Raw genomic sequence first — 22,508 nt, forward strand, 5'->3', positions numbered from 1 at the left:
CTGAGCACAGCAGAAACATGGCCTTAACCGCTGTTCCTATGCTCAGTATTAAAAATGCCTATCTACATTACCAAACGTAGTCGATGAGTTGCTGTCATCTGGTTAAAGTGATCCTTAATACCCAGAATCTCTTTCAAGACTTCAAGAGAGCTGCCTTCGAAGAAGGAGAACAATAAAGGAAGACCAATATGGATTCGATTAAAGATAACAATGTTGGCTTCTTCGGTATCCTTGACATGACAAATCTTCTTAGCTGCTTCAAGAGCGTCGAAAAAGCCCCCAATTTCATCGATCAAGCCATTATGCTTAGCTTGCAATCCCGACCAAACCTTTCCCCCTGCCAGCGCTTCTACAGTCGCTGGTGGAAGTTTGCGGCCTTCAGCCACTTTGCGAATAAAGTTAGCATAAAACCGGTCTAAACTTTCTTGGATATAATTCCACGAAGATTCATTAAAATCTTGAGTGGTCGACCACATGGCCGCATTGTTACCAACTTGTACCTGATCCCAGGTAATACCATAATTTTCTGTCGCTTTTCTAATGTTGGGTTTCAGCATTGCGATGCCAATTGATCCTGTTAAGGTTAGGCCATTGGCGTAGATTTTGGTGGCTGGTGCTGCCATATAATAGCCCGCGGAGGCGGCAACGTTCCCCATTGACACAATGACAGGAATACCTTTGTCTACCGTACGTTTAACAGCGTGGTGGATAACTTCGGCTCCCGATACAGCACCACCAGGCGTATTAATTCTGAAGATAATAGCCTTAACATCTTTATCCTTTATGGCGATTTCAAAAGCTTTATCTAATGATTCGGGAGAATAAGGATCATTGATGTTGACAGTACTGGCCCCAGCAGGGACCACTTCGGCATCCAAGAAAATAACGCCAATCTTATTTGGGGCCGGAGGGCGCTTGCTTTGCGGGCTGTAGGCTTTATCAGTCACAAAGGCCAAGTTTTGTCCTAAGTCAGCCTTAATCTTGCCCTTAATCTCATCGCGATAAATAAGGGCGTCAAGAAGTTTGTGCTCAAGCGCTTGAGGGGAATGGTGGGGCGCTGTATTGACTAAATTAATATAGGTGGGCAGATCGATGCCCCGGCTAGCGGCAGTTTTTTCTTGGACATGAGTTATGATAGAAGTGAGAACATCGGATAAATTGGCTTTCACTTCTGGGGTAAAATTATTGCGAGTATAGCGATCGACCACTCCCTTATGCGCATTACGGCGGGCAAATTGAATGTTGACTTGTAATTTGTCAAGCAGATCCCTTAAAAAGAAGGATTCTAGAGAGGCTCCAATAATGCTGACAGGGCTATGCGGTTGCATGTAAATCTTGTCAGATACGGAAGCCAAATAATATGCTGACGTTCCATTAGATCCATCGCCAAAGGCATAAGCAAAAGTGTAAACTTTCTTATTGGTCTTGCGGAACTGTTCTAAAGCATGGCGTAATTCTTCAGCTTGGGCCGCACTAAAAGAGTTTCCTGTAATAATTAAGCTAATTGCTTTAATGCGTGAATCACCTTTTGCATCATTGATTAAGTCAATAAGTTCAATGAGGGATTGAGTGCGATATTTCTGAAGCTGCGAGACGAGACTTGTGGGCAGGTTAAAGTCTGTCATTGGTAAGCCCCCTACCTCAATCTGTAATACTGAAGCTGAGGTTATAGCATCCGATTCTGGATCAACATGGCTGGTATGGACCAGCTTAAAGTAGCCAATAACTGCGGCAACCACCACAATAAATCCGATGACCGTAAAAATGGAGCTGAGAGTGCGACGTATAAACTTAAGCATATTCCTACCTACAATTTTAACCTTTTAATTGTTCTCCACATTGCCCACGCCATCTTAGGAAGTGGTCTGCGATAACTAAGTTTACCATAGCTTCGACAATAGGGACAGCGCGGATTCCTACACACGGATCATGACGACCATTAATGGATAAAGTCACGGGCTCGCCATCCTTGGTAAGGGTTTGGCGCGGTTGGGAAGTTGAGCTCGTCGGTTTTAAGGCGAGACGACATACAATATCTTGACCCGTGGAGATTCCCCCAACAATTCCCCCAGCCTTATTGGTTTGATGCTTCGAAGGAGCGGCTGATGCCATCTCATCAAAGCCAGTGGCTGCAGTTACACACGCAAAGCCGTCCCCCAGTTCCACGCCTTTAACGGCATTAATACTCATCAAGGCCTTAGCCAGGTCCGCATCTAATTTGTCATAAACAGGTTCTCCCAATCCTGCGGGTAAGCCTTTAGAATGGGACTCAATAAGAGCTCCGACGGAGCGTCCTTGCTCTTTTATGTCCTGCAGATAAGCTGTCCAAGAGGCAATAAGCATTGGCTCGGAGCAGAACAGAGGGTTTTCTTCGTAAGATTCTCCATTCCAAGGTGCGGAAAGTTTTTGGGTGCCAATTTGCGTAACACTGGCCACCGTCTTATAGCAAGGTAAGGCGCTAACCAAAACTTGGCGCGCTATTTCGCCTGCAGCGACCCGTACCGCTGTCTCACGTGCTGACGCTCTACCGCCACCGCGATGATCTACATGGCCATATTTCATGGTATAGCTGTAATCGGCATGGCCAGGACGGTAAACATCTTTGTATTTTTCATAATCTGATGAGCGTTGATCTTGATTATGAATGATAAATGACAAGGGAGTTCCTAAGGTTTTTCCCTCGTAAATGCCAGATAAGAGTTGAATTTTATCGAGCTCTTGCCGCGCTGACGTCAATCCATGGCTCGCCCCCGGTTTACGCCTATCTAAGGCGCGCTGGATGGCGTCAGTGTCTATCAGCAGTCCAGGTGGAACACCATCGAGAACGCCTCCAATCGCAGGACCATGACTTTCGCCCCAGCTGGTGAGCGTTAACGCCTGTCCGATGGTGTTACCGGGCATTAATTTTGCTCTACGCTTAGATCAGGCGCATCAATGGCTTTCATGCCAACCACATGATAACCGCTATCCACGTGATGGACTTCTCCGGTTACACCGGCTGAGAGATCGCTTAATAGATAGACGCCAGCACCGCCAACATCTTCTAAAGAGGTGTTGCGACGCAAAGGAGAATTAAACTGATTCCATTTTAAAATATAGCGAAAATCGCCAATACCCGCCGCAGCTAAGGTCTTAACGGGACCGGCAGAGATAGCATTAACGCGAATGTTGTCAGCTCCTAAATCAACGGCCAAGTAACGAACACTGGCTTCCAGAGCCGCTTTAGCTACACCCATCACGTTATAATGGGGAACCACTTTTTCTGCCCCGTAATAAGTTAAAGTTATGAAAGCGCCACCACTGTTCATGTGCTTTGCGGCTTCCCGGCAGGTCTCGGTGAAGGAATAGCAAGAAATGTTCATGGAGTTCAAGAAATTGCTTCGGCTGGTGTCGCGATAGTGACCTTTTAATTCATTCTTGTCAGCAAAAGCAATAGCATGGACCACAAAGTCAAATTTTCCCCATTTATCTGCAACTGTATTAAATGCTTTTTCAATGTCACCTTCTTTAGAAACATCACATTCAATCATGAAATCTGAACCCAGTTCGCTCGCCAGGGGTGCTACTCTTTTTAATAAAGCTTCCCCTTGATAAGTAAAAGCAAGTTCAGCTCCTTGCGCCGCTAGAGCTTGGGCCACTCCCCATGCTAAAGAGTGGTCGTTGGCAACCCCCATAATAACGCCACGCTTTCCGGCCATCAGTCCAGTTTTTGTCATTCTCAAATCCTAAAATAAGAAATTAATTTTTGCGATCAGTATAACTTTTCAAAAGTAGTCTGTCGATTTTTTTTATTTCCCTTTGAAAGCCTCACAATAAATACAGCAGCGTGTTAATAACCGATTATGCAGAAAAGCAGGCTGGGGAAGATTAATAAGTTCCAAATTTATTAAGATGCTATTCTATTAAAATTATGCTCTAATTTTACTATATAAATAGAGTGTTTTTGCCGTTAATTTAAGTTTTTACTCAATCACAAGATAGTTGAGGCAGGTCATGGAAGTTTTGATGGTAAATTGTTTGGGGAAGCCCTTATGGATTTGGTTGCTTTTTATTGTACTAATTTTAGGATTAATAGCATTCGATCTTGGACTATTTCATCGTAAGCAAAAGGAAGTGACCATTTCTCAGAGCCTTGGCTTAAGCTTGTGTTATATTCTTATTGGATTAATGTATGGGGCGTGGATCTGGTATTATATGGGAGATAGTAGTGCTAGCGAATATTTAACAGGTTATCTGGTCGAAAAGACGTTATCTCTTGATAATATCTTTGTTATTTCCTTAATTTTTAGCTATTTTGGCGTGCCGCAGAAATATCAGCATCGAGTATTGTTTTGGGGAATTACCGGGGTGATCATACTGCGCGGCTTTATGATTGCCTTAGGGGCCGCCTTAATTGAAAAGTTTGAGTGGATTGCCTTTGTATTTGCTGTTTTCTTAATTATAACCGGCGTTAAAATGCTTGTCATGGAGAGCAAGGATCCAGATTTAGATGCCAATCCTTTTTTGAAATGGATGCGCCGTCATCTGCGGATTACGCCAGAATTGCATCAAGAAAAATTCTTTGTGCGCTTAAATACTGGACCTGACTCCCAGAAACAGTTATGGGGGACCCCCTTATTGTTGGCTCTAATAATTATTGAGTTAGCTGACATCATTTTTGCTGTCGATAGCATTCCAGCCGTTTTTACAATTACCCGTGATCCTTATATTGTTTATACCAGTAATATCTTTGCGATTTTAGGGCTGCGGGCCTTATACTTTGGTTTGGCGGCGGTGATCTCGCGCTTCTACTACTTAAGGTATTCTCTCGCTCTCGTCTTAATATTCATTGGCTGCAAACCCTTTTTGGCTTGGTGGCTAAATGAAGGGAAGTTTCCTGCTGAACTTTCTCTAGCGATTACCCTTGGATTGCTTGGAGCCGGTATTGTTGTTTCACTGTTTAAGACCAGTCCCGCTAAGAATTCTCAGCAATAATCGTCCTATTGCGCCCGGCATTCTTGGCTTGGTAAAGGGCGCCATCGGCCTTTTCTCCTAAATTTTTAACAGTTGTGCTGTGCTCAGGATATGTTGCAATCCCAATCGAAACGGTAATAGGAGGTAAGGTTTGTGTTAGATTCTTAATAACAAGGGTGTTGATCGCTTCTCTTAATTTCTCGGCACGCTCAAAAGCAATAGCCTTACTTGCACCAGGCATAATGATCGCAAATTCCTCGCCGCCCATGCGACAGGCGATATCTGTCTCACGAATATGTTTGCGAATAGCGCTGCTGACTTCTTGAAGCACCACATCCCCGACATCGTGGCCAAAAGTGTCATTAAAACTTTTAAAATGATCGATATCAAGGGCCAGCAGGCTTAAAGAATGGTCTTTGCGTTCAGCTTTGAGCAATTCTATCTTCATGTTTTCATCAAAATAGCGGCGATTAAACAGATCAGTAAGAGGATCATGCATTGATTGTTCATGCAATCTTTCTCTCAATTTTATATTGGATAAGGATAAAGAAACGTGGTCGGCAAAGCTTGAAGCTAACCGCTTGAAAGCAGTTGCATGAAAATCAAAAGAATTGTTTGGCGAATACAAGGTTATCAATCCAATCAGCTCTCCTTGGGCCGTAAGGGGAATGCAAGCGAAGCCCGCACTGTCATCCATTTCATAATGATAACAAGGGATGTCGTTTTCAAAGTCGATGGCTATATAAGTCTGACCACGCCGCAGGCCCCAGCAGTCCTCTTTGCGAATGACATCCGTACCTTGACTTGTCACCTCTCCCCATTGAGCAACCAGTTCCATATAATTGCTATCAGGCGAGGTTAAATACAGAAATCCTGGAGTATTATTGAATAGTTTTTCAGCGAACTTTTCGATGGGTGTCAGCGCCTCTGAAGTGGTTAAGCAAGACTGCAGAACCCCATTCATTTGATTGAGTTGCTCGGTGACGGAAGTATGAATTTCTAATTCTTTAAAACGGCTTTCTAGTTCTTGGTTAGCATTTTTTAATTTTTCTTCATAACGCTGGCGCAGCGTTACATCTTCTATTTGTGCAATAAAGAAAGAGTCTTCGGGGTTGGGAGAAGCAAACATCGCTAAGGAAGAAATGGTTTGGATAATTTCTCCAGACTTTGTTAATAGCGGACTTTCAATGACAAAGTTGGTCATGCCTATTTCTGACAGTTTTGAAAAGGGCAATGCGTTATCAATGCGCAAATGTTCGGGAAGAATCTTTTTAAGGTTTCGTCCTTTGAGTTCCGATTCATGATAACCCAGCATTGTGCATAAAGACTGATTGACCTTATTAATTGTATTTTTAAAATCGAGGACCATCATGCCGATGGGGGCATGATCAAATGAATTTCTGAAAACCTTCTCACTTTGTGATAAGCGCTGCTCATAAATCTTTTGCTCAGTTACATCGCGGATAATTGCGATGAATAACTGTCGGTGGCGAATGACGAGATCCTTAAATTTGATTTGGGCATCAAAGGTGGTCATATCACAACGGGTTGCTTTAATTTCCATCCATTGATTAGCCTCAGAGTTAAGATAATTTCTAATGTCTTCTATCTCTAAGTTGAGTAATTTTGATAAGGTTATGGATTCAAAATTGTTGCGTTCATACTGAAAAATTTGCAAGGCCGGTAAGTTCATCGACTCAATTTCGCCGTTCTCTTGAAAGACGATAATGCATTCGCCAATATTATCGATGATAGCCCGGATCCGTGACTCACTTTCCATCAACATACGTGCCGATTCAACGGCATCTTTTTCAACTGTAACTGCACGACGGAAAATTGGCATAATATGCCAGTTTAGCATATGCATGAAGAAAAGGATAAAGAAGACGATCACAGGTAGGGCAATATAAAGCCTTTTCAACAGTGCTGCTTCTATCTCTGAAATATCCAAGTTGACAGCAAAGCTCAAACCTAAATCTTTAATATTTTCGACAATCGCCACTATCTTAGACGTCTGTGTGGTGGGATTGAGTAAAACAGATCCAGAAGAAGAATAAGCAAAAGCTTCGCTATAAAAGGAGGGCGTAGGCTTGCTTTTATCCATTGCCGGATGGGCAGCAATACATTTGGACTGCTCACCATCGCCGCGGCCACATAAATATCGCTCCTCCTTAGAAAAGAAAATGTCTCCATTGGCTCCTTTATAAGGAAGAAGCTTCAATGGTTTCTGAAATCTAATAGTCCCTAGTAGTTTGCCTTGAGATAGGAGCGGTATCTCAAATTCAATATACCAACGTTTATCATAAACGAGATGCGTCCTGACCGCAGCAATAACTTTTAGTCGTTGAATCGTGTTTGTAATAAAACTGCCTTCAGAGAATCGCTTATTCCCATTCGGCTCTTTAATTTCGACAGCATTAAAATCTTGCGACTTACTCAAGAAATCAAGCTCATCCAGAATCCGTTTGTCAATTTTAGGAACTTTCTGCTGTTCTAAGTTGCTATTAAGGGCTTTTAAGAGGCCTTGTATTTCGCTAACCTCATTCTCAATATCATTCTTAAGGACAGCAGCTTCAAGAGAAGCATAGCGTTCCAAAGACGCTTTAAGGAAAGACTCATTTTGAGCCGCCAGCAGCATTGCTCCCAGAAATACAGCTGACATGATTGCTTGGGAGAGCATTGAAATTGTAAAGAAGCGAATTTCGCGATCTTCTTCGCCGCTTTCTTTCTTGTTTGAATCTCTGTTATCTCCCCAAGCAATAATCATCCCGATATTGACGAGAGTTAAAGCAATGCCATAGGGCAACGGCATAGAAAACTGGTTAAGCCAGGTGTAAATGAGGCTGAATTCATGAAAGGAGAGAATGATCCCCAGAATAGCAAAGAAAAGTAAAATAAAATTAGTGGTCTCGAGATAAGATAATTTACGGTTGGTGATGGGATGGGTGCTTTGCAATAACAAAAAGCCGGCAATTAGCCATAAAAGATGCGGGTAAATATTCATTGAATTGCGAAAATAGGTCGCAAATTCCCCCGTCGGAAATAGATAAGCATACACAGAAAAATTGAAAAGGATCAGAATGCAGATAACAGTTGAGACCAGAATAACACTAGCTGCTGCTGCTTGTTTAAGGCGATAGGTAAAGCGGCGATAAGGCAACGACTTAAGGGTAAAAAATAAGCCGGAAAACAGTAATGATAACAGGGCAATAAACCCCAGCGGATTGCGATAAACAAAAAAAGTAATTAACAGCTTGCTGGAAATAATCCACCCAGTACCAACTATTGATCCAATCAGCAATAGCAGCAGGCCGATGATCAGATACATATTCTTTGCTCTTATAGTCTGCATTGTGATCTGGAATCTCTTAAAACAGGTTAGGGACTCTTAGGAATAACACGCGGCGTATGATCCTCAGCTATGGCAACGAAGGTAAATAGGCCCTCAGTAACTTTTAACACATCAACAGTGAGTTTGCGGCGAACCCAGGCCTCAACTTTGACAGTAATTGAGGTCCGGCCAATCTTAACAATTTCGGCATAACAAGAAACTTCGTCGCCAACAAAGACCGGTTTGTGGAAAGTGAGCGCATCAATAGCCACTGTTACCGTGCGGCCTTCCGCGCGGATGGCAGCCACAATGCCGCCTGCTAAGTCCATTTGTGACAACAGCCAGCCGCCAAAAATATCGCCGCCTGGGTTAGTATCCCGGGGCATCGCTATGGTTCGAATTGCTAAATGTTGATTTTTAGGGATAAAAGTCTCAGCCATAATTTATCTAAACGAATTGCTTTGAATTATAGGCTCACTATATATGGATGAGGGTTAAAGGAAGATTAAGGAGAACTAACACAGGCGATAAAACTTAAAACTTTTTTATGCCACACGCCTCTTGTCTGATGGGGAAGAGGGGTATAGAATGTAAAGAACGGTCTTGAAAACATCTCTGTTTAAAGCCATATCTTTATAAACTTAATTTATTTGTTGATGCTAATGTCTGATTTATTTGGTCAAAATGCGGCTACGACTGCCAAGTCCGATTATACTGCCAAAGATATTGAAGTTCTCGAAGGGTTAGAGCCGGTTCGTAAGCGGCCTGGCATGTATATTGGCGGGACCGATGAAAAGGCAATGCATCATTTGGTTGCTGAAGTTCTAGATAACTCGATGGATGAAGCCGTGGCAGGCCATGCCAATCGTATTGAAATCCGTCTTGAAGCCGGTAATATTGTTGCCATTAAGGATAATGGTCGCGGCATTCCCACTGACCCCCATCCCAAGTTTCCGGATTTATCTGCCTTAGAAGTGATCTTTACCACCCTCCATTCGGGAGGAAAGTTTAATAGCAATGTTTATGAAACCTCGGGGGGATTACATGGTGTTGGGATCTCCGTCGTCAATGCCTTATCTGAGATGGTTGAAGTGCAAGTGGCACGCTCGCGCCAAGCCTGGCGTCAAAGCTTTTCCCAAGGAAAGCCCACCTCTACACTTGTCGCCGATGAGGGGATGACCAACTGGCGGGGGACGATCGTGCGCTTTAAGCCCGATCCGGAGATTTTTGGCGATATCTCTTTTAAACCGCAAACCCTTTATCAGATGGCCAAAGCTAAAGCTTACCTTTTCAAAGGAGTAGAAATTAATTGGTGGTGCGATCCGTCTTTGCTTGCTGAAGACAGTGATATTCCCAAAACGGCGAAGCTGCATTATCCCAAAGGCTTGGAAGACTTTCTCCAGTCTGCTGTCGTTGGACAAGAAACCCTCGCTGAAGAAATCTTTGCCGGTGAGGCGGCCTTTACTGGCGGCGCTGGTAAGGTTGAATGGGCGATTACCTGGCTAACCGCGCCGGGAGAAGATGGCTGGTATTCAACTTTCTGTAATACGGTGCCAACACCCCAAGGCGGGACCCATGAATCAGGCTTCCGTCAAGCGATAACGCGCTCTTTGAAAGAATACGCAGATCGTGTCGGCAATCGCCGTGTCAGCCAGATTACAGCAGATGATGTGTGTGGATCGGCGGCTATTGTCTTATCTTGCTTTATTCCGCAGCCACAATTTCAAGGCCAAACCAAAGAAAAGCTTGTCTCTGTTGAAGCCACGCGCTTTGTTGATACTGCGGTCAAAGACCGTTTCGACCATTGGCTAGGGAGTTACCCTCAGCATGCCAGCGCTCTGTTAGAACATATTCTCACCCGGGTTGATGAACGGTTGCGACGCCGTCAAGCCAGAGAAGTGGCGCGTGCCAGTGCGACAAAGCGCTTGCGACTGCCAGGAAAGTTAGCAGATTGTACTTCGAATGAAGCGGATCAGTGCGAAATCTTCCTCGTCGAAGGAGACTCTGCTGGTGGATCCGCTAAGCAGGCCCGTAACCGTAATACTCAGGCTATTCTACCGTTGCGCGGTAAAATTTTAAATGTGGCTTCGGCCAGCTTAGATAAAATGCGGGCTAACCAAGAGATTTCAGACCTGGGTCTAGCCTTAGGATGTGGCTTTGGCAAGGACTGCGATCCAGGTAAGCTTCGCTATGGTAAAGTTGTCATTATGACCGACGCTGATGTCGACGGCGCCCATATTGCCTCCCTGTTGTTAACCTTTTTCTTCCGCGAAATGCGTCCTATTATTGATGCCGGGAATGTGTATCTAGCCCAACCCCCCTTATTCCGCATCACCTATGGGGGAAAGACTATTTATGCACAAACAGAAGCAGAAAAAGACCGGTTAATTAAGACCCAGTTTAAAAATGCGGCTAAAGTTGAGGTTGGTCGCTTTAAAGGGTTAGGCGAGATGCTGCCGGCACAGCTGCGGGATACGACCATGAATCCAGAAAAGCGTACTTTACAACGGGTGATTATTTTGCCCGATGAGAAGTTAGCAGACTTTGTTGATCGCTTAATGGGAAAGAATCCTGAAGCTCGGTACAATTTCATTTACGAAAATGCTGCTCTGGTCGGCGATGTAGACTTATAAGCTTCTACATTTCCGTGGCCAGGCCTAAGAGAGCAAATGGGCTGGGGTGGTATCTGATATCTTTTGGCTGAGAAGTAAAAATTTTCATCAAGTCCCTCCTAAAATTGCTCGGCATTTATGCGGGTTTAATCCTGCCACCGACACAAACACTAGGGTTTTAGGCGTTAATAGAAGAGAAAGCATTGCATCTTACGTGGTTTCGCGTTACCAATAAGAAATATATGAATAACGAATGGGATGGACATCATGTCGGAGGCTCAGGAAAAGTCATTGCCCGTAGGGGGGGCAATAGGATCAAGTGATCCATTTAAATATTATAATAAAGATCAGCTTGTTAAAGCTTATACTCAAATGCTTTTAATTCGCCGCTTTGAAGAAAAAGCCGGCCAACTGTATGGAATGGGACTTATCGGCGGCTTTTGCCACTTGTATATCGGACAAGAGGCGGTCGTGGTCGGCATTCAATCAGCGATGCAACCTCAAGATACAGTAGTGACCAGTTATCGCGACCATGGCCATATGTTGGCCTGTGATATGGATCCGCGGGGTGTGATGGCCGAATTGACCGGGCGTGAAGGGGGATACTCCCGCGGTAAAGGTGGCTCAATGCATATGTTTAGTCGCGAGAAAAACTTCTTTGGCGGCCATGGGATTGTTGGGGCGCAAATCCCGATTGGAGCAGGCATGGCATTTGCTCATAAATATAAAAACGATCAAGGCGTTTCTATATCCTATATGGGGGATGGAGCTGCTAACCAAGGCCAAGTCTACGAAGCTTTTAATATGGCAGCATTGTGGAAACTGCCAGCGGTGTTTGTGATTGAAGATAACCAATATGGGATGGGAACCTCCAACCGCCGGGCTTCTGCCTCGACAGAATTCTGGAAACGCGGTGAGCCTTGGGGGATTCTGGGGCGCGAAGTAAATGGGATGAACTTATTTGCTGTGCGTGAAGCCGCTGAATGGGCGATTGATCATGCCAGATCTGGTCAAGGGCCAACCTTATTGCACGTCAAGACTTATCGTTACCGTGGCCATTCTATGTCGGATCCAGCTAAATACCGAACAAAGGATGAAGTTGAAAAAATGCGGAGCGACCATGATCCGATCGAAGCCGTTCGCGCTTTCCTTCTTGCTCAGAAAATGGTAACAGAAGAAGATTTAAAAGGGGTTGAAAAGGAAGTCAAGAATCGGGTTAATGATTCTGCAGAGTTTGCTCAGACTTCGCCGGAACCCCATGAGTCTGAATTATACACTGATATTCTTATTGATAATTAAGGTGATGCCATGACCCAAGTAATGACTGTACGTGAAGCTTTGCGCGATGCCATGGCTGAAGAAATGCGCCGTGATGAAAATGTGTTTTTGATGGGCGAAGAAGTGGCCGAGTATAATGGCGCTTATAAGGTAAGCCAAGGCCTGTTAGACGAATTTGGAGCTAAGCGTGTTATTGATACCCCGATTACTGAGCATGGATTTGCCGGCTTAGCAGTTGGGGCCGCCTTTTTAGGATTGAAGCCAATTGTCGAATTTATGACTTTTAACTTCTCCATGCAGGCTATTGATCACATTATCAACTCAGCAGCGAAAACCCTGTATATGTCCGGCGGCCAAATGGGCTGCCCCATTGTTTTCCGGGGTCCTAATGGGGCCGCCGCCCGTGTCGGCGCTCAGCATTCCCAGTGCTATGCCAGCTGGTATGCCCATTGTCCAGGGCTTAAAGTGGTATCGCCTTATTCGGCGGCGGACGCTAAGGGATTACTAAAAGCAGCCATACGGGATCCTAATCCCGTGATCTTTTTGGAAAATGAGCTGATGTACGGCCGGTCCTTTGATGTACCAACCGATGAAGATTTTATTTTGCCTCTGGGTCAGGCAGCAGTTTTACGGGAAGGCAAGGATGTTACGATTACGGCCTTTTCGATCACTGTTGGCATGGCCTTAGAAGCTGCTGACATTCTCGCCGGCGAGGGTATTGAGGCTGAGGTGATTGATTTGCGGACAATTCGGCCATTGGACAAAGAAACGATTATTCGCTCGGTGATGAAAACCAATCGTCTGGTGACCGTGGAAGAAGGCTGGCCCTTTGCTGGTGTCGGTGCTGAAATTGCTATGATGATCTGCGAAGAAGCCTTTGATTATTTAGATGCTCAACCCATACGCGTTTGTGCTGAAGATGTGCCTTTGCCGTATGCTGCTAATTTAGAAAAACTGGCTTTGCCCAGCGTCGAAAAGATTGTTAAAGCTGCCAAAGCTGTTTGCTACCGATAGGAAAATAAAATGCCAATTAAAATTTTAATGCCTGCTTTAAGCCCGACCATGACAGAGGGCAATCTAGTGCGTTGGTTGAAATCTGAAGGGGATAGTGTTAAGCCAGGACAAATTATTGCCGAAATTGAAACTGATAAAGCCACTATGGAAGTTGAAGTTACTGATGAAGGCACCTTGGCTAAGATTTATGTCGCTGCTGGCAGTGAAAATGTCAAAGTTAACACTCTGATTGGGGCTATTCTGGAAGAAGATGAAGATCCATCAGCATTAGAAGGATTAGCGGCGGCAGCTCCAGCCGTTACAGCGACTGCGCCTGCTGCAGCTGCAAAGGATAATTCCTCTTCAGCCCCTCAAGCAGTTAATTCTGGCCCGGTAAGGGCATCGGACGAGCGCGTATTTGCCAGTCCGCTGGCACGACGCTTAGCGGATCAAAATAATATGGACCTCAATTCTATTACCGGGACAGGGCCCCGAGGACGTATTGTTAAGGCTGATATTGAGGCCGCGGCTTCAGCACCGCGAAGCGGGGCTCAAACTATGCCATCTTCTGCCCCTGTGGCTTATGGCGATGCGGCCTATATTGAGATGCCACTCAATAATATGCGCAAAGTTATCGCTAAAAGATTAACGGAATCCAAACAGCAGGTGCCACATTTTTATCTGACTGTTGATTGCAACCTTGAGGCACTTTTGAAGCTGCGCTCTGATCTGAATGCTCGTCTTGAAGATAGCAAATTATCCGTCAATGACTTTATTGTTAAGGCGACTGCGTTGGCATTAATGAAGGTTCCAGCGTCTAATGCTTCCTGGCATGAGACGCATATTCGCCAGTATCAAGCCGCTGATGTTTCTGTGGCAGTAGCCATTGAGGGCGGGCTTGTTACGCCTGTGGTTCGCAGTGCTCACTTGAAATCCCTGAAAGAGATCTCTGCTGAGGTTAAATCATTAGCTGAGCGGGCGCGGGCAGGTAAGCTCATGCCCGAAGATTACCAAGGCGGATCCTTTACAATTTCTAATTTGGGTATGTACGGAATTCGCCAGTTTGCGGCCATCATTAATCCCCCCCAAGCATGTATTATGGCAGTCGGGGCCGGTGAACAGAGAGCCGTTGTGGCAGAAGGGCAAGTAAAAATTGCAACCATGATGACCTGTACTTTATCTGCCGATCATCGAGTGGTTGATGGGGCAGTGGGGGCCAACTTCCTGGCAGCCTTCAAAGAATTTATTGAAGACCCATTAAGGCTCCTAATCTAGGTCTAGAGGACAGGATAGAAAGAAGCTCAGGCCATTTAAAGGGCACCTGAGCTTTTTTATTGTCCAAGGATGAGCCCGATGGCCTAGGTGTCCAGATAGAACCAATGCTGTACAGCAACTCATTCCTCTAATACTAAAGCGAAGCGAGCTGGATAGCCTTAAGTTTTATCCAGGCCTCATTCCTAAACTTCCCCTTACTGATGCTCAGACTGCGAAGCTCTAGCATAATAAGGTGAGGACTGTCTAAACCTTAAAGAGCGCTCGTTTAGCAGCTCTCGTTTCAGCTGTTCATTTTCGTTCTTAAGGACTTGATTGGCGACGCTAAGCTGATAAACTTGATTGCGGGCTTGCTCAGCCTCAGCTTGAATGTTGGAGATCTTGTTACACAGATGGGTGAAGAAATCAAACATGCCCTCTTTGCTAAGATTTAAGAACTCAGTTAACAGGGGAGGGGTAGCGTCGCCTTCACTTTGCGATCTAGCCTCTATGGCAATAGCTGGCTTAGTTGCTTGCTCCAAGACCGATGGCGGTACCTCCTCTGTCCCAATAGCGGTTGTTAAATCTGTTACCATTGATGACTCACTAACAACATCTTCTGCGCTCTTCTGGGTGGATGAACGTTGTTGCATATCAGCTTGAGAGGCCTCACTCATCACGCTGCTGCGACCAGGCTCTTCCGTTTGATGAGACAGGACATCAGCCTCATGGTGCCTGGTTAACTGTTCCTCAGAGATTGCAATATTAGAAAGATCACTTTCTTGCTCACTCTTAATATCGACAAGATTAGAAAGTGATAACTCTACGGTTGGTTCTTTGTCCGGACCTTGAATTTCTACTGTTTTCTCAGCGTCGACAGCTGCCGTATTCAATAGTGCCTCTTCTTGAACTGCTATTTGAGCGGTTGCGTCCTCGTTAGGATTAATTGAGGTCCTAGCAGCAATAGCTGCGTTGGCGAGGGCAGCCTTCTTCCTGGCTCGTCGCTGATTGCGGTTGTTCCCTTTCTTGGGTGGTTCGGTGCTGCTCTGTGGGGAACTAGCCGTTGCTGGCTCGGCACTGATAGGGGCAGTCTCCTTGTCTGAGCTCTGCGAATTTAAGAGCAGCTGTTCTCCGGCAGGCTGGTGTCTTTGGTCTGTCGCATCTACTTTGTTGGTTTCACCAGAGTGAGAGGCATTAAGACCTTGTGGCTGTTCTCTGGGAGAAGACTGATCTTGCTGAGCAAAGCCTTGGCTATCAGCAAGTTTGGAACTTCCTGACATCTGGGCGTTCGGTTGCTTAGATGTTATCTTTTTGTTCCTCTTCCCCCTTTTTTTGCGGCTTGTGCTTTTTGTAGCTTCCTCAGAAGTATCCTCAACCTTGAGGACTGGTAAGGTAGATTGTTGAGGAAGGATATTAATCTCCCTTGTATGCATAAGCAGCGATAGAATTGTTTCTTCCGGTAAGAGGATATCTGCAGCCACAGCTAAGTAATTCGAAAATTCCTGCTTTAAAATAGGTGAGGCTTTGGCTTCGATCTGGGCTTGGTGAAGGCTAACTTGGTGTATTTTAGGCTGAAGCTTCTTTAATTCTAAGATGAACTGCTGCTTTTTAAATTCTTTGTCAGTTAATTCTAATGTGCGAAAAACATCAAAAGCATTCTTATCCGACATATGCTGCTTGAGCTCATATAAAATGCGAAGACTAGGTTCTTTAAGATCCAGCCAGAGATTAACAGCTGTCAGATCAACTAAAAGCTCCAAAGGGGCAAAAGGATTGGCACAGCATTCTTCAAGCTTATCTTTTAATTCCTTTAATTGTTTGGTTATAGCGAGCTCTTGGGCCTCTTTGTATTTGTGAACTAGGCTATCCATAAATGGTTTAGCAACAGAATAGCGAAGCTCTTCATAGAGATATCTCTTGAGGTGATTTTCTGGCATAACATTTTCTAGCAAGGAAACAACGCTCTCTAGCTCTGAGAGCGAATAATGGTGCAACACTAAAGGGAGAATCTGTTTCCGAAGGGCCTTTTCTCCTAGAACTTGATATCTTATGTCATATGCATCTTCACCATCTATAGTGCCCGTTAAATCGGTTACAGAAAAGCATGCATTTAAGTAGGCTTGTGCTGCGGCATAATATTGCTGCTTTTTGAAAGCATCCTTTCTAGCTAGCAAATGACCGAAGCGGACACATTCTTCTAGATTGCCGGTAGCATGGTTAAAGAGAACTAAGGTATATAAAACTTCCTCATTAATAGGCTTTGCTGCCACCTTATCGAAGAAGATCTTTGCTTGCTCTGGCTGTGAAGCTGCCCAATAAGTCAGCCCAGCTCTTGCTAGCTGCAATTGTTGCCGCAGAGGGTCAGAGCAGTCCGTCAGCGCAAACACAGTGGCAAGTTTGCCCCAGATTTCTGTTTTAGAAAAAGGATCACGTAGAGCTGGTGAGGTCTGTAAGTTGTTGATAATCTGATGATAACGATGTAGAGCAGTTAAAGGCTTATCCATAAAAAACTTGACAATATAGTCAACACGGCCATCAACAAAATCTGTGAGTAATCGAAGAACATTCTGGCGTGAATAAACATTCAGAAAAGAAAGATCGAGGTCGGAGGATAGCATAAGGGTAGCATTGTGTAGCGGGCTTATTTGTTGCGAAGAGGCCGCCATACTAGGAATATAGGTGGGGGTTTCAACCGCAGTGGCACTGGAAAACGCGAAAAGCGCAGGACTCAAAAGTGAGCCAAGTAAAAGAAGTGTTTTCATGGTGTGTCTCTTATTTTTAGGGGCTAGGCTGCCGTTGTTATCATATCAATTGCTGCTCATTTAACTTACCCCACTAGTATAACGTCGGAGAGAGGTAAGTTTGAAGCTATTTACTTATAAAATATCTTAATATTATTTAAGGACGAGAGCGCCAAGTTTCCACTCATTTTTTACCTTAAATGTGATTTTGGCCAGGGGGTTAAAGGAGCCTAGGATAGGTCTTATCTTAATTGGCAACTCAAGAGCCAAGCAATTAAAGGAAAGGGGGGGGGGTAAGCTTGTACAGCTATCAGGAGGTTAGGGGAATGCTAAGGCGAGATATAAAGGGGGTAGGAGTAAAATTATGCTGCTCCCTTGAGGTATTTGTTAGTAGGGGTAGTAATGATGACGGGGTCTGTCGGGTAATGTAATCACCGGCTTTCTGTGGTAAGAATCAGGTAATATAATCACCGGCTCTCTGTAATGAGAATAATGAGGCTTTCTCTTTTCAAGAACAAAAGAGCCAAACTTCTTGCCGCTAACGCGGCGAGTATAAATACAGACCTTCTTAAAGTCATGGGATCGTTCAGCGATCTCAACAATGGCAGGCTGGGTCGACTTAATGGCGAAGCCTGGTTTTTGCCGATGCTTTATTTTATAAGTGACGCCATCTATGGTCATAGTTGCGTAATCATTATTGAGAGTCTCGCGAAAAGCTTGCGGGTCTAAAGCGGGGCACTTAGCTTCAACAGTTGCAATAATTAAGGGTAAAACCAACAGATATCGTGTCATTTGCGTTTCCTACCTTTCCTTAACCATAAAGCTTAAACTGTACAAAATGCTAACCGTGCAAAAAGAATAATAGTGCACAAGGGTTAATAATATCTTAATAGTTTTAAATTCACCTCTTTTAATAATAGAGGGCTTCTATCTAGAAATACCCGTGCCACCTGCTGTTATGAGCTCTCAGAGCTTTTTGTCCTAAACCCTAGGTCGACCAATCACGCTTCGCTAGTAATGGCGATGCCTTCCATAAGGTCCAGGATGAGGGCGCGGGCCGAGAATGACAGGACCGCCATAAGCGAACGGTGCCGGCCGATAAATTACGGGGGGTCTGTCCTCATACATAAGCGGTGGGGCGGAATCTTCTACAATAACTACCCTTTTCTTTTTGGCCTGGTCTTCGGCGTGCATATAAGTTTTTCTAACTTGCCGCAGTGTAAATGTCCCTAATTTCACATTGCCAATCATCCGCGAATACCGGCATATTTTTTTGCCGTCGGCTTCCTTCTCTCTCATCTTTAGAAGCGGCGGAGACGAAGACTGGATGGTATAGTTAGGAATTTTCCGTTTGTAAATTGAGTAAAGCTTGCCGTCTATAATGGCTTCCTCTTTATTGCTATGAAGAATGTCCGCAAACTCTTGTAAGGTAAGGTTAGGGCAGCGGGCCTGACTCAGGCTTAAGGCTAGGGTCAGCGTAAAAAGAATTCTTAACATTACGATCGTCCTCAATTGGCTGTGGTGGGATTAGTATAAGACAAGGAGTATTAATAATTTATGAGGACTGTAAGATTAAGGTTAGCCTACTAGAATCTACTCGATGGACTGAGTCACTCAAAGGTCAATTTCCCCTTTAAAGACAACTGTAGCTGACCCAGACATCTGGATACCCTCAGCAGTTACCACAATATCGAGGTTGCCACCCAGTTGTTTGACCTTGACGGGGCCGTGAATGAGATGGCGCTGGTGCGCTAAGGCGGCGGTGGCACAGGCTGCCGTACCGCACGCGCCAGTATAGCCGGCACCGCGTTCCCATGTCTTAAGGTCGATGTGCTCAGGCCAAAGTTGGGCAATTGAAACATTGACCCGTTGCGGAAAGGCAGGATGGTATTCTAGCTGAGGGCCGATAGCTTCAATGTCAAGGTGATCAATCCCCGTCACAAAGGCAATCAAATGTGGATTGCCGATATCAACGGCCCCCCATGGACCGTGCTGAGAGGGGAGTAGTGGTGCTTCAATGTCAGCCACGCTTGCGGCCCCCATATTAATGGTGGCGATGCCGTGGTCGTATTGACATGTGAGAGTCCGGCTTCGTGTCTTTAACTTAATATCTGAGAAGTGTGAGGTATCTTGGGCAAGTAAGCTGATAACAGCACGGCTACCGTTGCCACAAGCTTCGGCTTCGCTGCCATCGGGATTGTAAAACTGTACAGCGATTTCATGAGCCAGCGCTTGACGCTGGAAAAAGATAACTTGATCACAGCCGATGCCTAAGCGTCGATGGGCAATCTGACAAATCTGGTGGGAATGAAGAGGGGGCTGTTCAATGATTACAAAGTCATTACCCAGGGCTTGGGCTTTGACAAAAGGGATCGCCATAGCAGTTCTCAAGGAAGAAAAGGTGGTGCTGAAGACAGGAGTCGAACCTGCGACCTACTGATTACGAATCAGTTGCTCTACCAACTGAGCTACTTCAGCAATATATTCAACCTATCAAATCTGAAGATTCTGTCAATAGTGATCTTTATCTAAGGCGCATTCAATCTGTACTTTTGGTCGTATTCCTGGTATTATTCCAAGAAATTGATATTAGAATAAAGAATTGCGTATGTCCTCGATGATTGAGTCGCCCGCCGACCTTAAAGAATTTATTATAAAGCTTTTAGACGATAAGAAAGCAGAGCAGATCGTGACAATTGATCTCAAAGGTAAATCGTCTATTGCCGATTTCTTGCTGATTGCTTCCGGTAATTCCGCCCGTCAGGTCGGCGCTTTGGCTGATTCTGTATATCGTGAATTAAAGGGAATTGGACTTAAGCCCAAAATAGAAGGTATGCCGCAATGCGACTGGGTTATCGTCGATGCCGGCGATATTGTGGTCCATTTATTCCGTCCTGAAGTTCGCAGTTTCTATAATCTGGAAAAAATGTGGGGTGTTGAAGTCCCTCCTTCGAGCTCTCTTTCCGTTTAGATGAAGATCCGTTTAATCTGCATTGGCACCCTCAAGAAATCGCCAGAACTTGAGCTCATCAATGAATATTTGAAGCGTTGCCGCTGGAAAATTGAGATTAAGGAACTGACGACGCGTTCAGATTTAACTGGCGAGAGCCTGAAACAATTTGAAGCCGACCAAATTCTGGGTCATCTTGCAGATAGTATACCTTTAATTGCTTTAGATGAACGGGGGCACAACCCCAGTAGTCGAGAGCTGGCTAAAACTTTCCAAGAGTTACAGAATACGGGTCATTCGCAGGTCACGCTCTGTATCGGCGGGGCCGATGGCCTACATCAATCGGTTCGTGACCGCGCTTGGCAAATGATCAGTTTTGGCCGTTTAACTTGGCCGCATATGCTGGTGCGAGTGATGCTCATGGAGCAACTGTATCGCGTTCAACAAATCCTCTCTGGTCACCCGTATCATCGGGATTAAAGAGAACCCCTTCTTTAAGAAGTGAGGAGAACAAAAGTGTTTTAAAGAGAAGATCTGCTTTAATTATGCTGTTTAAGCCCTGGCTAGCGCAGCTGTTCAACTCTTAAGTAAGAGTATCTTTTCTTCAGTGTCTCTTTTCAGAAGGTCTTTAAGAGAGAGGCGGACACAAATAATTACTTTTAATACTCAATCCGATGGCTAAAACGCTTTACAAGCTCTTTATTTCGCTTAGTAAGAGAGTTATTTTTCAGTATTAATTGTTTAATAGTAGGATTTTCCTGAAGAAGATTCAAAAGCTTTACATTTAAAGTATTTTCGCCATATATATAGTCTCCGTAATAGACACCAGCAAGATCATTACTGCTTAAATCAAGGTAAGTCAGCGTAAAATTATCGGTAAGCCCCTGCTGAATTAAAATCTTTACACCTTCATCATAGATATTATTCGTGGCTAAATTAAGATATTGCAGCTTAGTATTTACTTTTAATGCTGTAGCTAGACTTGGCATTCCTTTATACTGCAGCTTATTCATACTCACATCAAGACGAGTAAGAGAGGGGTTATTCATCAGCAAGTCAGCAAGAGATTTTATTCCTTCAGGACCAATCTTATTACTAGCTAAACTTAAGTGTTTGAGAAAAGTGATGCCTGTGAAGGATTCAACAAATACTTTGATCCCTTCAGGGCCGATATTATTACTAGCTAAATTTAATCTTTCCAGAAAAGTACTGCCTGTGAAGGACTCACCAAATACTTTGATGCCCTCCGGCCCTAGAGTATTACATTTTAAGCTTAAATGCCGAAGCGATTGTGTCTCTTTAAGGGCCTCTAAAAGAATCTTAAGTCCCTCTGGCGTTAGGCTTACAGAGTTAAGCTTAAGGGTTTTTAAATTTTTATTGCTCTTAATATAAGCGGCCAGGCCTTTAATACTCTCAAGGCTTAGAGGATTATCGCTTAGGTCAAGGGAGCGGAGAGAGGGATAAGATTCTAAAGAATAAATAATGGTTGCTAGTCCTTTTGAATCAAGGTCCAGTTTTGCTAACTTTAAGCGCTGTAGAGTCATGTTTGACTTAAGCGCTTGCATAATTACTCTAACACCATCCCCCCCCAAGCTGTTGATTTTTTAAAACCAGGGTAGTCAACAAAGGAGCTGAGTGAAGAATGTTCGCAACTAACGGGGCATCTTGCTCCGGCATTTTATTATTAATTAATTCTAAAGAGTTTAGGTTGCCTAGATAAGGAGTATTAGCTAAGTAATTCATCCTTGCAAGAAACTTTGATCTGAATGCACTAAAGGCAAAGTAAAGTTCCCTAATATTAAAAATAAAGCGACGTGTATCTATAGGAAGGCTTGACAATTGCTTAGCTTCCTCAATGGTGTTTAGGTGCACGACCCTCCTTAAATAAGGAAATCTTGCTAACTTTTCTTGGATTGCTTCTTTATTTAAGTCTGCCACTTTCAGATTAAGAAAAGTGCGTGATGCTTCCCTCAGATCTTTAGTCAGCTGGTTAGTAAACTTAGAGGTTAAAGCTAGTTGCCCTAAAGTCTGAACATCGGTAAAAGAACAAATATGGTGCAAAATTTCAGGTGGAAGCTCCAATTCATCTTGTTCTGTCGCCATAGGCATCAATGCGGATGATTCTTCTTGAGTTTCAATGGCCATGGGGTGAGGGCCCGATTCATTGGGGTTTAAAATCTCTGATGCGCCAGCTAGGGAGGTAGTAATTACTGATCTGAGAAGGAGTAAAGAGAGGGCATTTTTCATTATAAATTTTCCCAATAAAATAGTTGAACGTAAATTACTAGGAATACGTTAAATTTTAATTCTTAAAATTCTAGGGAGCTACTAAAAGGGAATAATAATAGTAAAGTATAAAAAGGTAAAGCTTTTTAATTATTAAAGGCAAAGTGATTTTT

The 22,508-nt window shown here is 44.2% G+C and carries 17 protein-coding genes, 1 tRNA gene and 1 pseudogene; 7 read left to right on the plus strand and 12 right to left on the minus strand.

The annotated features are described in order from the left end of the window. Window positions 1-62 precede the first annotated feature (62 nt). The 3 genes from sppA to fabI are packed head-to-tail and all read right to left on the minus strand — an operon-like array spanning window position 63 to window position 3,716. Window positions 63-1,799, minus strand: a complete 1,737-nt coding sequence (sppA, locus tag HMO_RS0110630; protein ID WP_010302701.1) for a signal peptide peptidase SppA — start codon at window positions 1,797-1,799, stop codon at window positions 63-65. Window positions 1,800-1,815: 16 nt separating this feature from the next. Then, window positions 1,816-2,901, minus strand: coding sequence for a chorismate synthase (gene aroC / locus HMO_RS0110635; RefSeq protein ID WP_010302702.1), 1,086 nt, complete (start codon window positions 2,899-2,901; stop codon window positions 1,816-1,818). Further along, a complete protein-coding gene (gene fabI, locus HMO_RS0110640) occupies window positions 2,901-3,716 on the minus strand; it encodes an enoyl-ACP reductase FabI (protein ID WP_010302705.1) in 816 nt (271 codons plus the stop codon). The genes aroC and fabI overlap by 1 nt, the downstream gene beginning before the upstream one ends. Before the next feature lie 277 nt (window positions 3,717-3,993). Between fabI and HMO_RS0110645 the strand changes: the two genes are divergently transcribed. After that, window positions 3,994-4,974 carry a TerC family protein gene (locus tag HMO_RS0110645; RefSeq protein WP_010302708.1) on the plus strand — a complete coding sequence of 327 codons (981 nt, stop codon included), beginning with the start codon at window positions 3,994-3,996 and terminating at the stop codon, window positions 4,972-4,974. Here HMO_RS0110645 and HMO_RS15775 read toward each other — a convergent pair. Together HMO_RS15775 and HMO_RS0110655 are read right to left on the minus strand one after the other, a co-directional pair. Next, window positions 4,955-8,305 carry a sensor domain-containing diguanylate cyclase gene (locus HMO_RS15775; protein WP_083821298.1) on the minus strand — a complete coding sequence of 1,117 codons (3,351 nt, stop codon included), beginning with the start codon at window positions 8,303-8,305 and terminating at the stop codon, window positions 4,955-4,957. The two genes, HMO_RS0110645 and HMO_RS15775, sit on opposite strands and share 20 nt — an antisense overlap. 26 nt (window positions 8,306-8,331) lie before the next feature. Then, a complete protein-coding gene (locus tag HMO_RS0110655) occupies window positions 8,332-8,724 on the minus strand; it encodes an acyl-CoA thioesterase (protein ID WP_010302715.1) in 393 nt (130 codons plus the stop codon). 222 nt (window positions 8,725-8,946) lie between these two features. Here HMO_RS0110655 and parE point away from each other — a divergent pair, with 222 nt between their 5' ends. The 4 genes and pseudogenes from parE (at window position 8,947) to HMO_RS0110680 (ending at window position 14,442) form a co-directional block, all read left to right on the plus strand. Further along, the gene (gene parE / locus HMO_RS0110660; protein WP_010302719.1) at window positions 8,947-10,917 is read left to right on the plus strand and encodes a DNA topoisomerase IV subunit B; all 1,971 of its coding nucleotides are present in this window, start codon (window positions 8,947-8,949) and stop codon (window positions 10,915-10,917) included. A gap of 246 nt (window positions 10,918-11,163) precedes the next feature. Continuing rightward, window positions 11,164-12,195, plus strand: coding sequence for a pyruvate dehydrogenase (acetyl-transferring) E1 component subunit alpha (gene pdhA / locus HMO_RS0110670; protein WP_010302722.1), 1,032 nt, complete (start codon window positions 11,164-11,166; stop codon window positions 12,193-12,195). A 12-nt stretch (window positions 12,196-12,207) separates the two neighbouring features. Beyond that, window positions 12,208-13,188: pseudogene (locus tag HMO_RS0110675) on the plus strand (pyruvate dehydrogenase complex E1 component subunit beta); the annotation flags it as partial. A 9-nt stretch (window positions 13,189-13,197) separates the two neighbouring features. After that, window positions 13,198-14,442 (plus strand): pyruvate dehydrogenase complex dihydrolipoamide acetyltransferase, encoded by a 1,245-nt coding sequence (locus HMO_RS0110680; protein ID WP_010302729.1) that lies wholly within the window; start codon window positions 13,198-13,200, stop codon window positions 14,440-14,442. Window positions 14,443-14,636: 194 nt separating this feature from the next. Here the strand turns inward: HMO_RS0110680 and HMO_RS0110685 are convergent, their stop codons facing one another. From HMO_RS0110685 to HMO_RS0110705, 5 genes are all read right to left on the minus strand, one after another. Continuing rightward, window positions 14,637-17,180 (minus strand): hypothetical protein, encoded by a 2,544-nt coding sequence (locus HMO_RS0110685; protein WP_010302732.1) that lies wholly within the window; start codon window positions 17,178-17,180, stop codon window positions 14,637-14,639. 366 nt (window positions 17,181-17,546) lie between these two features. Beyond that, window positions 17,547-17,951: a hypothetical protein gene (locus HMO_RS0110690; RefSeq protein WP_010302735.1), complete on the minus strand. Its 405-nt coding sequence runs from the start codon at window positions 17,949-17,951 to the stop codon at window positions 17,547-17,549. A 219-nt stretch (window positions 17,952-18,170) separates the two neighbouring features. Then, entirely contained in the window at window positions 18,171-18,656 is a 486-nt protein-coding gene (locus HMO_RS0110695) for a hypothetical protein (RefSeq protein WP_010302740.1), read from the minus strand. A 117-nt stretch (window positions 18,657-18,773) separates the two neighbouring features. After that, complete coding sequence (gene dapF, locus HMO_RS16210) at window positions 18,774-19,538, minus strand: diaminopimelate epimerase (protein WP_010302744.1); 765 nt, start codon at window positions 19,536-19,538, stop codon at window positions 18,774-18,776. Between the two features lie 23 nt (window positions 19,539-19,561). Continuing rightward, window positions 19,562-19,637: transfer RNA gene (locus tag HMO_RS0110705), tRNA-Thr, on the minus strand. Window positions 19,638-19,767: 130 nt separating this feature from the next. Between HMO_RS0110705 and rsfS the strand changes: the two genes are divergently transcribed. Together rsfS and HMO_RS0110715 are read left to right on the plus strand one after the other, a co-directional pair. After that, window positions 19,768-20,130, plus strand: coding sequence for a ribosome silencing factor (rsfS, locus tag HMO_RS0110710; protein ID WP_010302749.1), 363 nt, complete (start codon window positions 19,768-19,770; stop codon window positions 20,128-20,130). After that, window positions 20,131-20,589, plus strand: a complete 459-nt coding sequence (locus tag HMO_RS0110715; RefSeq protein WP_010302752.1) for a 23S rRNA (pseudouridine(1915)-N(3))-methyltransferase RlmH — start codon at window positions 20,131-20,133, stop codon at window positions 20,587-20,589. A gap of 179 nt (window positions 20,590-20,768) precedes the next feature. Here HMO_RS0110715 and HMO_RS0110720 read toward each other — a convergent pair whose 3' ends face one another. Beyond that, entirely contained in the window at window positions 20,769-21,674 is a 906-nt protein-coding gene (locus HMO_RS0110720) for a leucine-rich repeat domain-containing protein (RefSeq protein ID WP_010302754.1), read from the minus strand. A 7-nt stretch (window positions 21,675-21,681) separates the two neighbouring features. Next, window positions 21,682-22,356, minus strand: coding sequence for an F-box protein (locus HMO_RS0110725; protein WP_010302757.1), 675 nt, complete (start codon window positions 22,354-22,356; stop codon window positions 21,682-21,684). Window positions 22,357-22,508: the final 152 nt, after the last annotated feature.

The organism is Candidatus Odyssella thessalonicensis L13, from assembly GCF_000190415.1.
Classification (GTDB): domain Bacteria; phylum Pseudomonadota; class Alphaproteobacteria; order Paracaedibacterales; family Paracaedibacteraceae; genus Paracaedibacter; species Paracaedibacter thessalonicensis.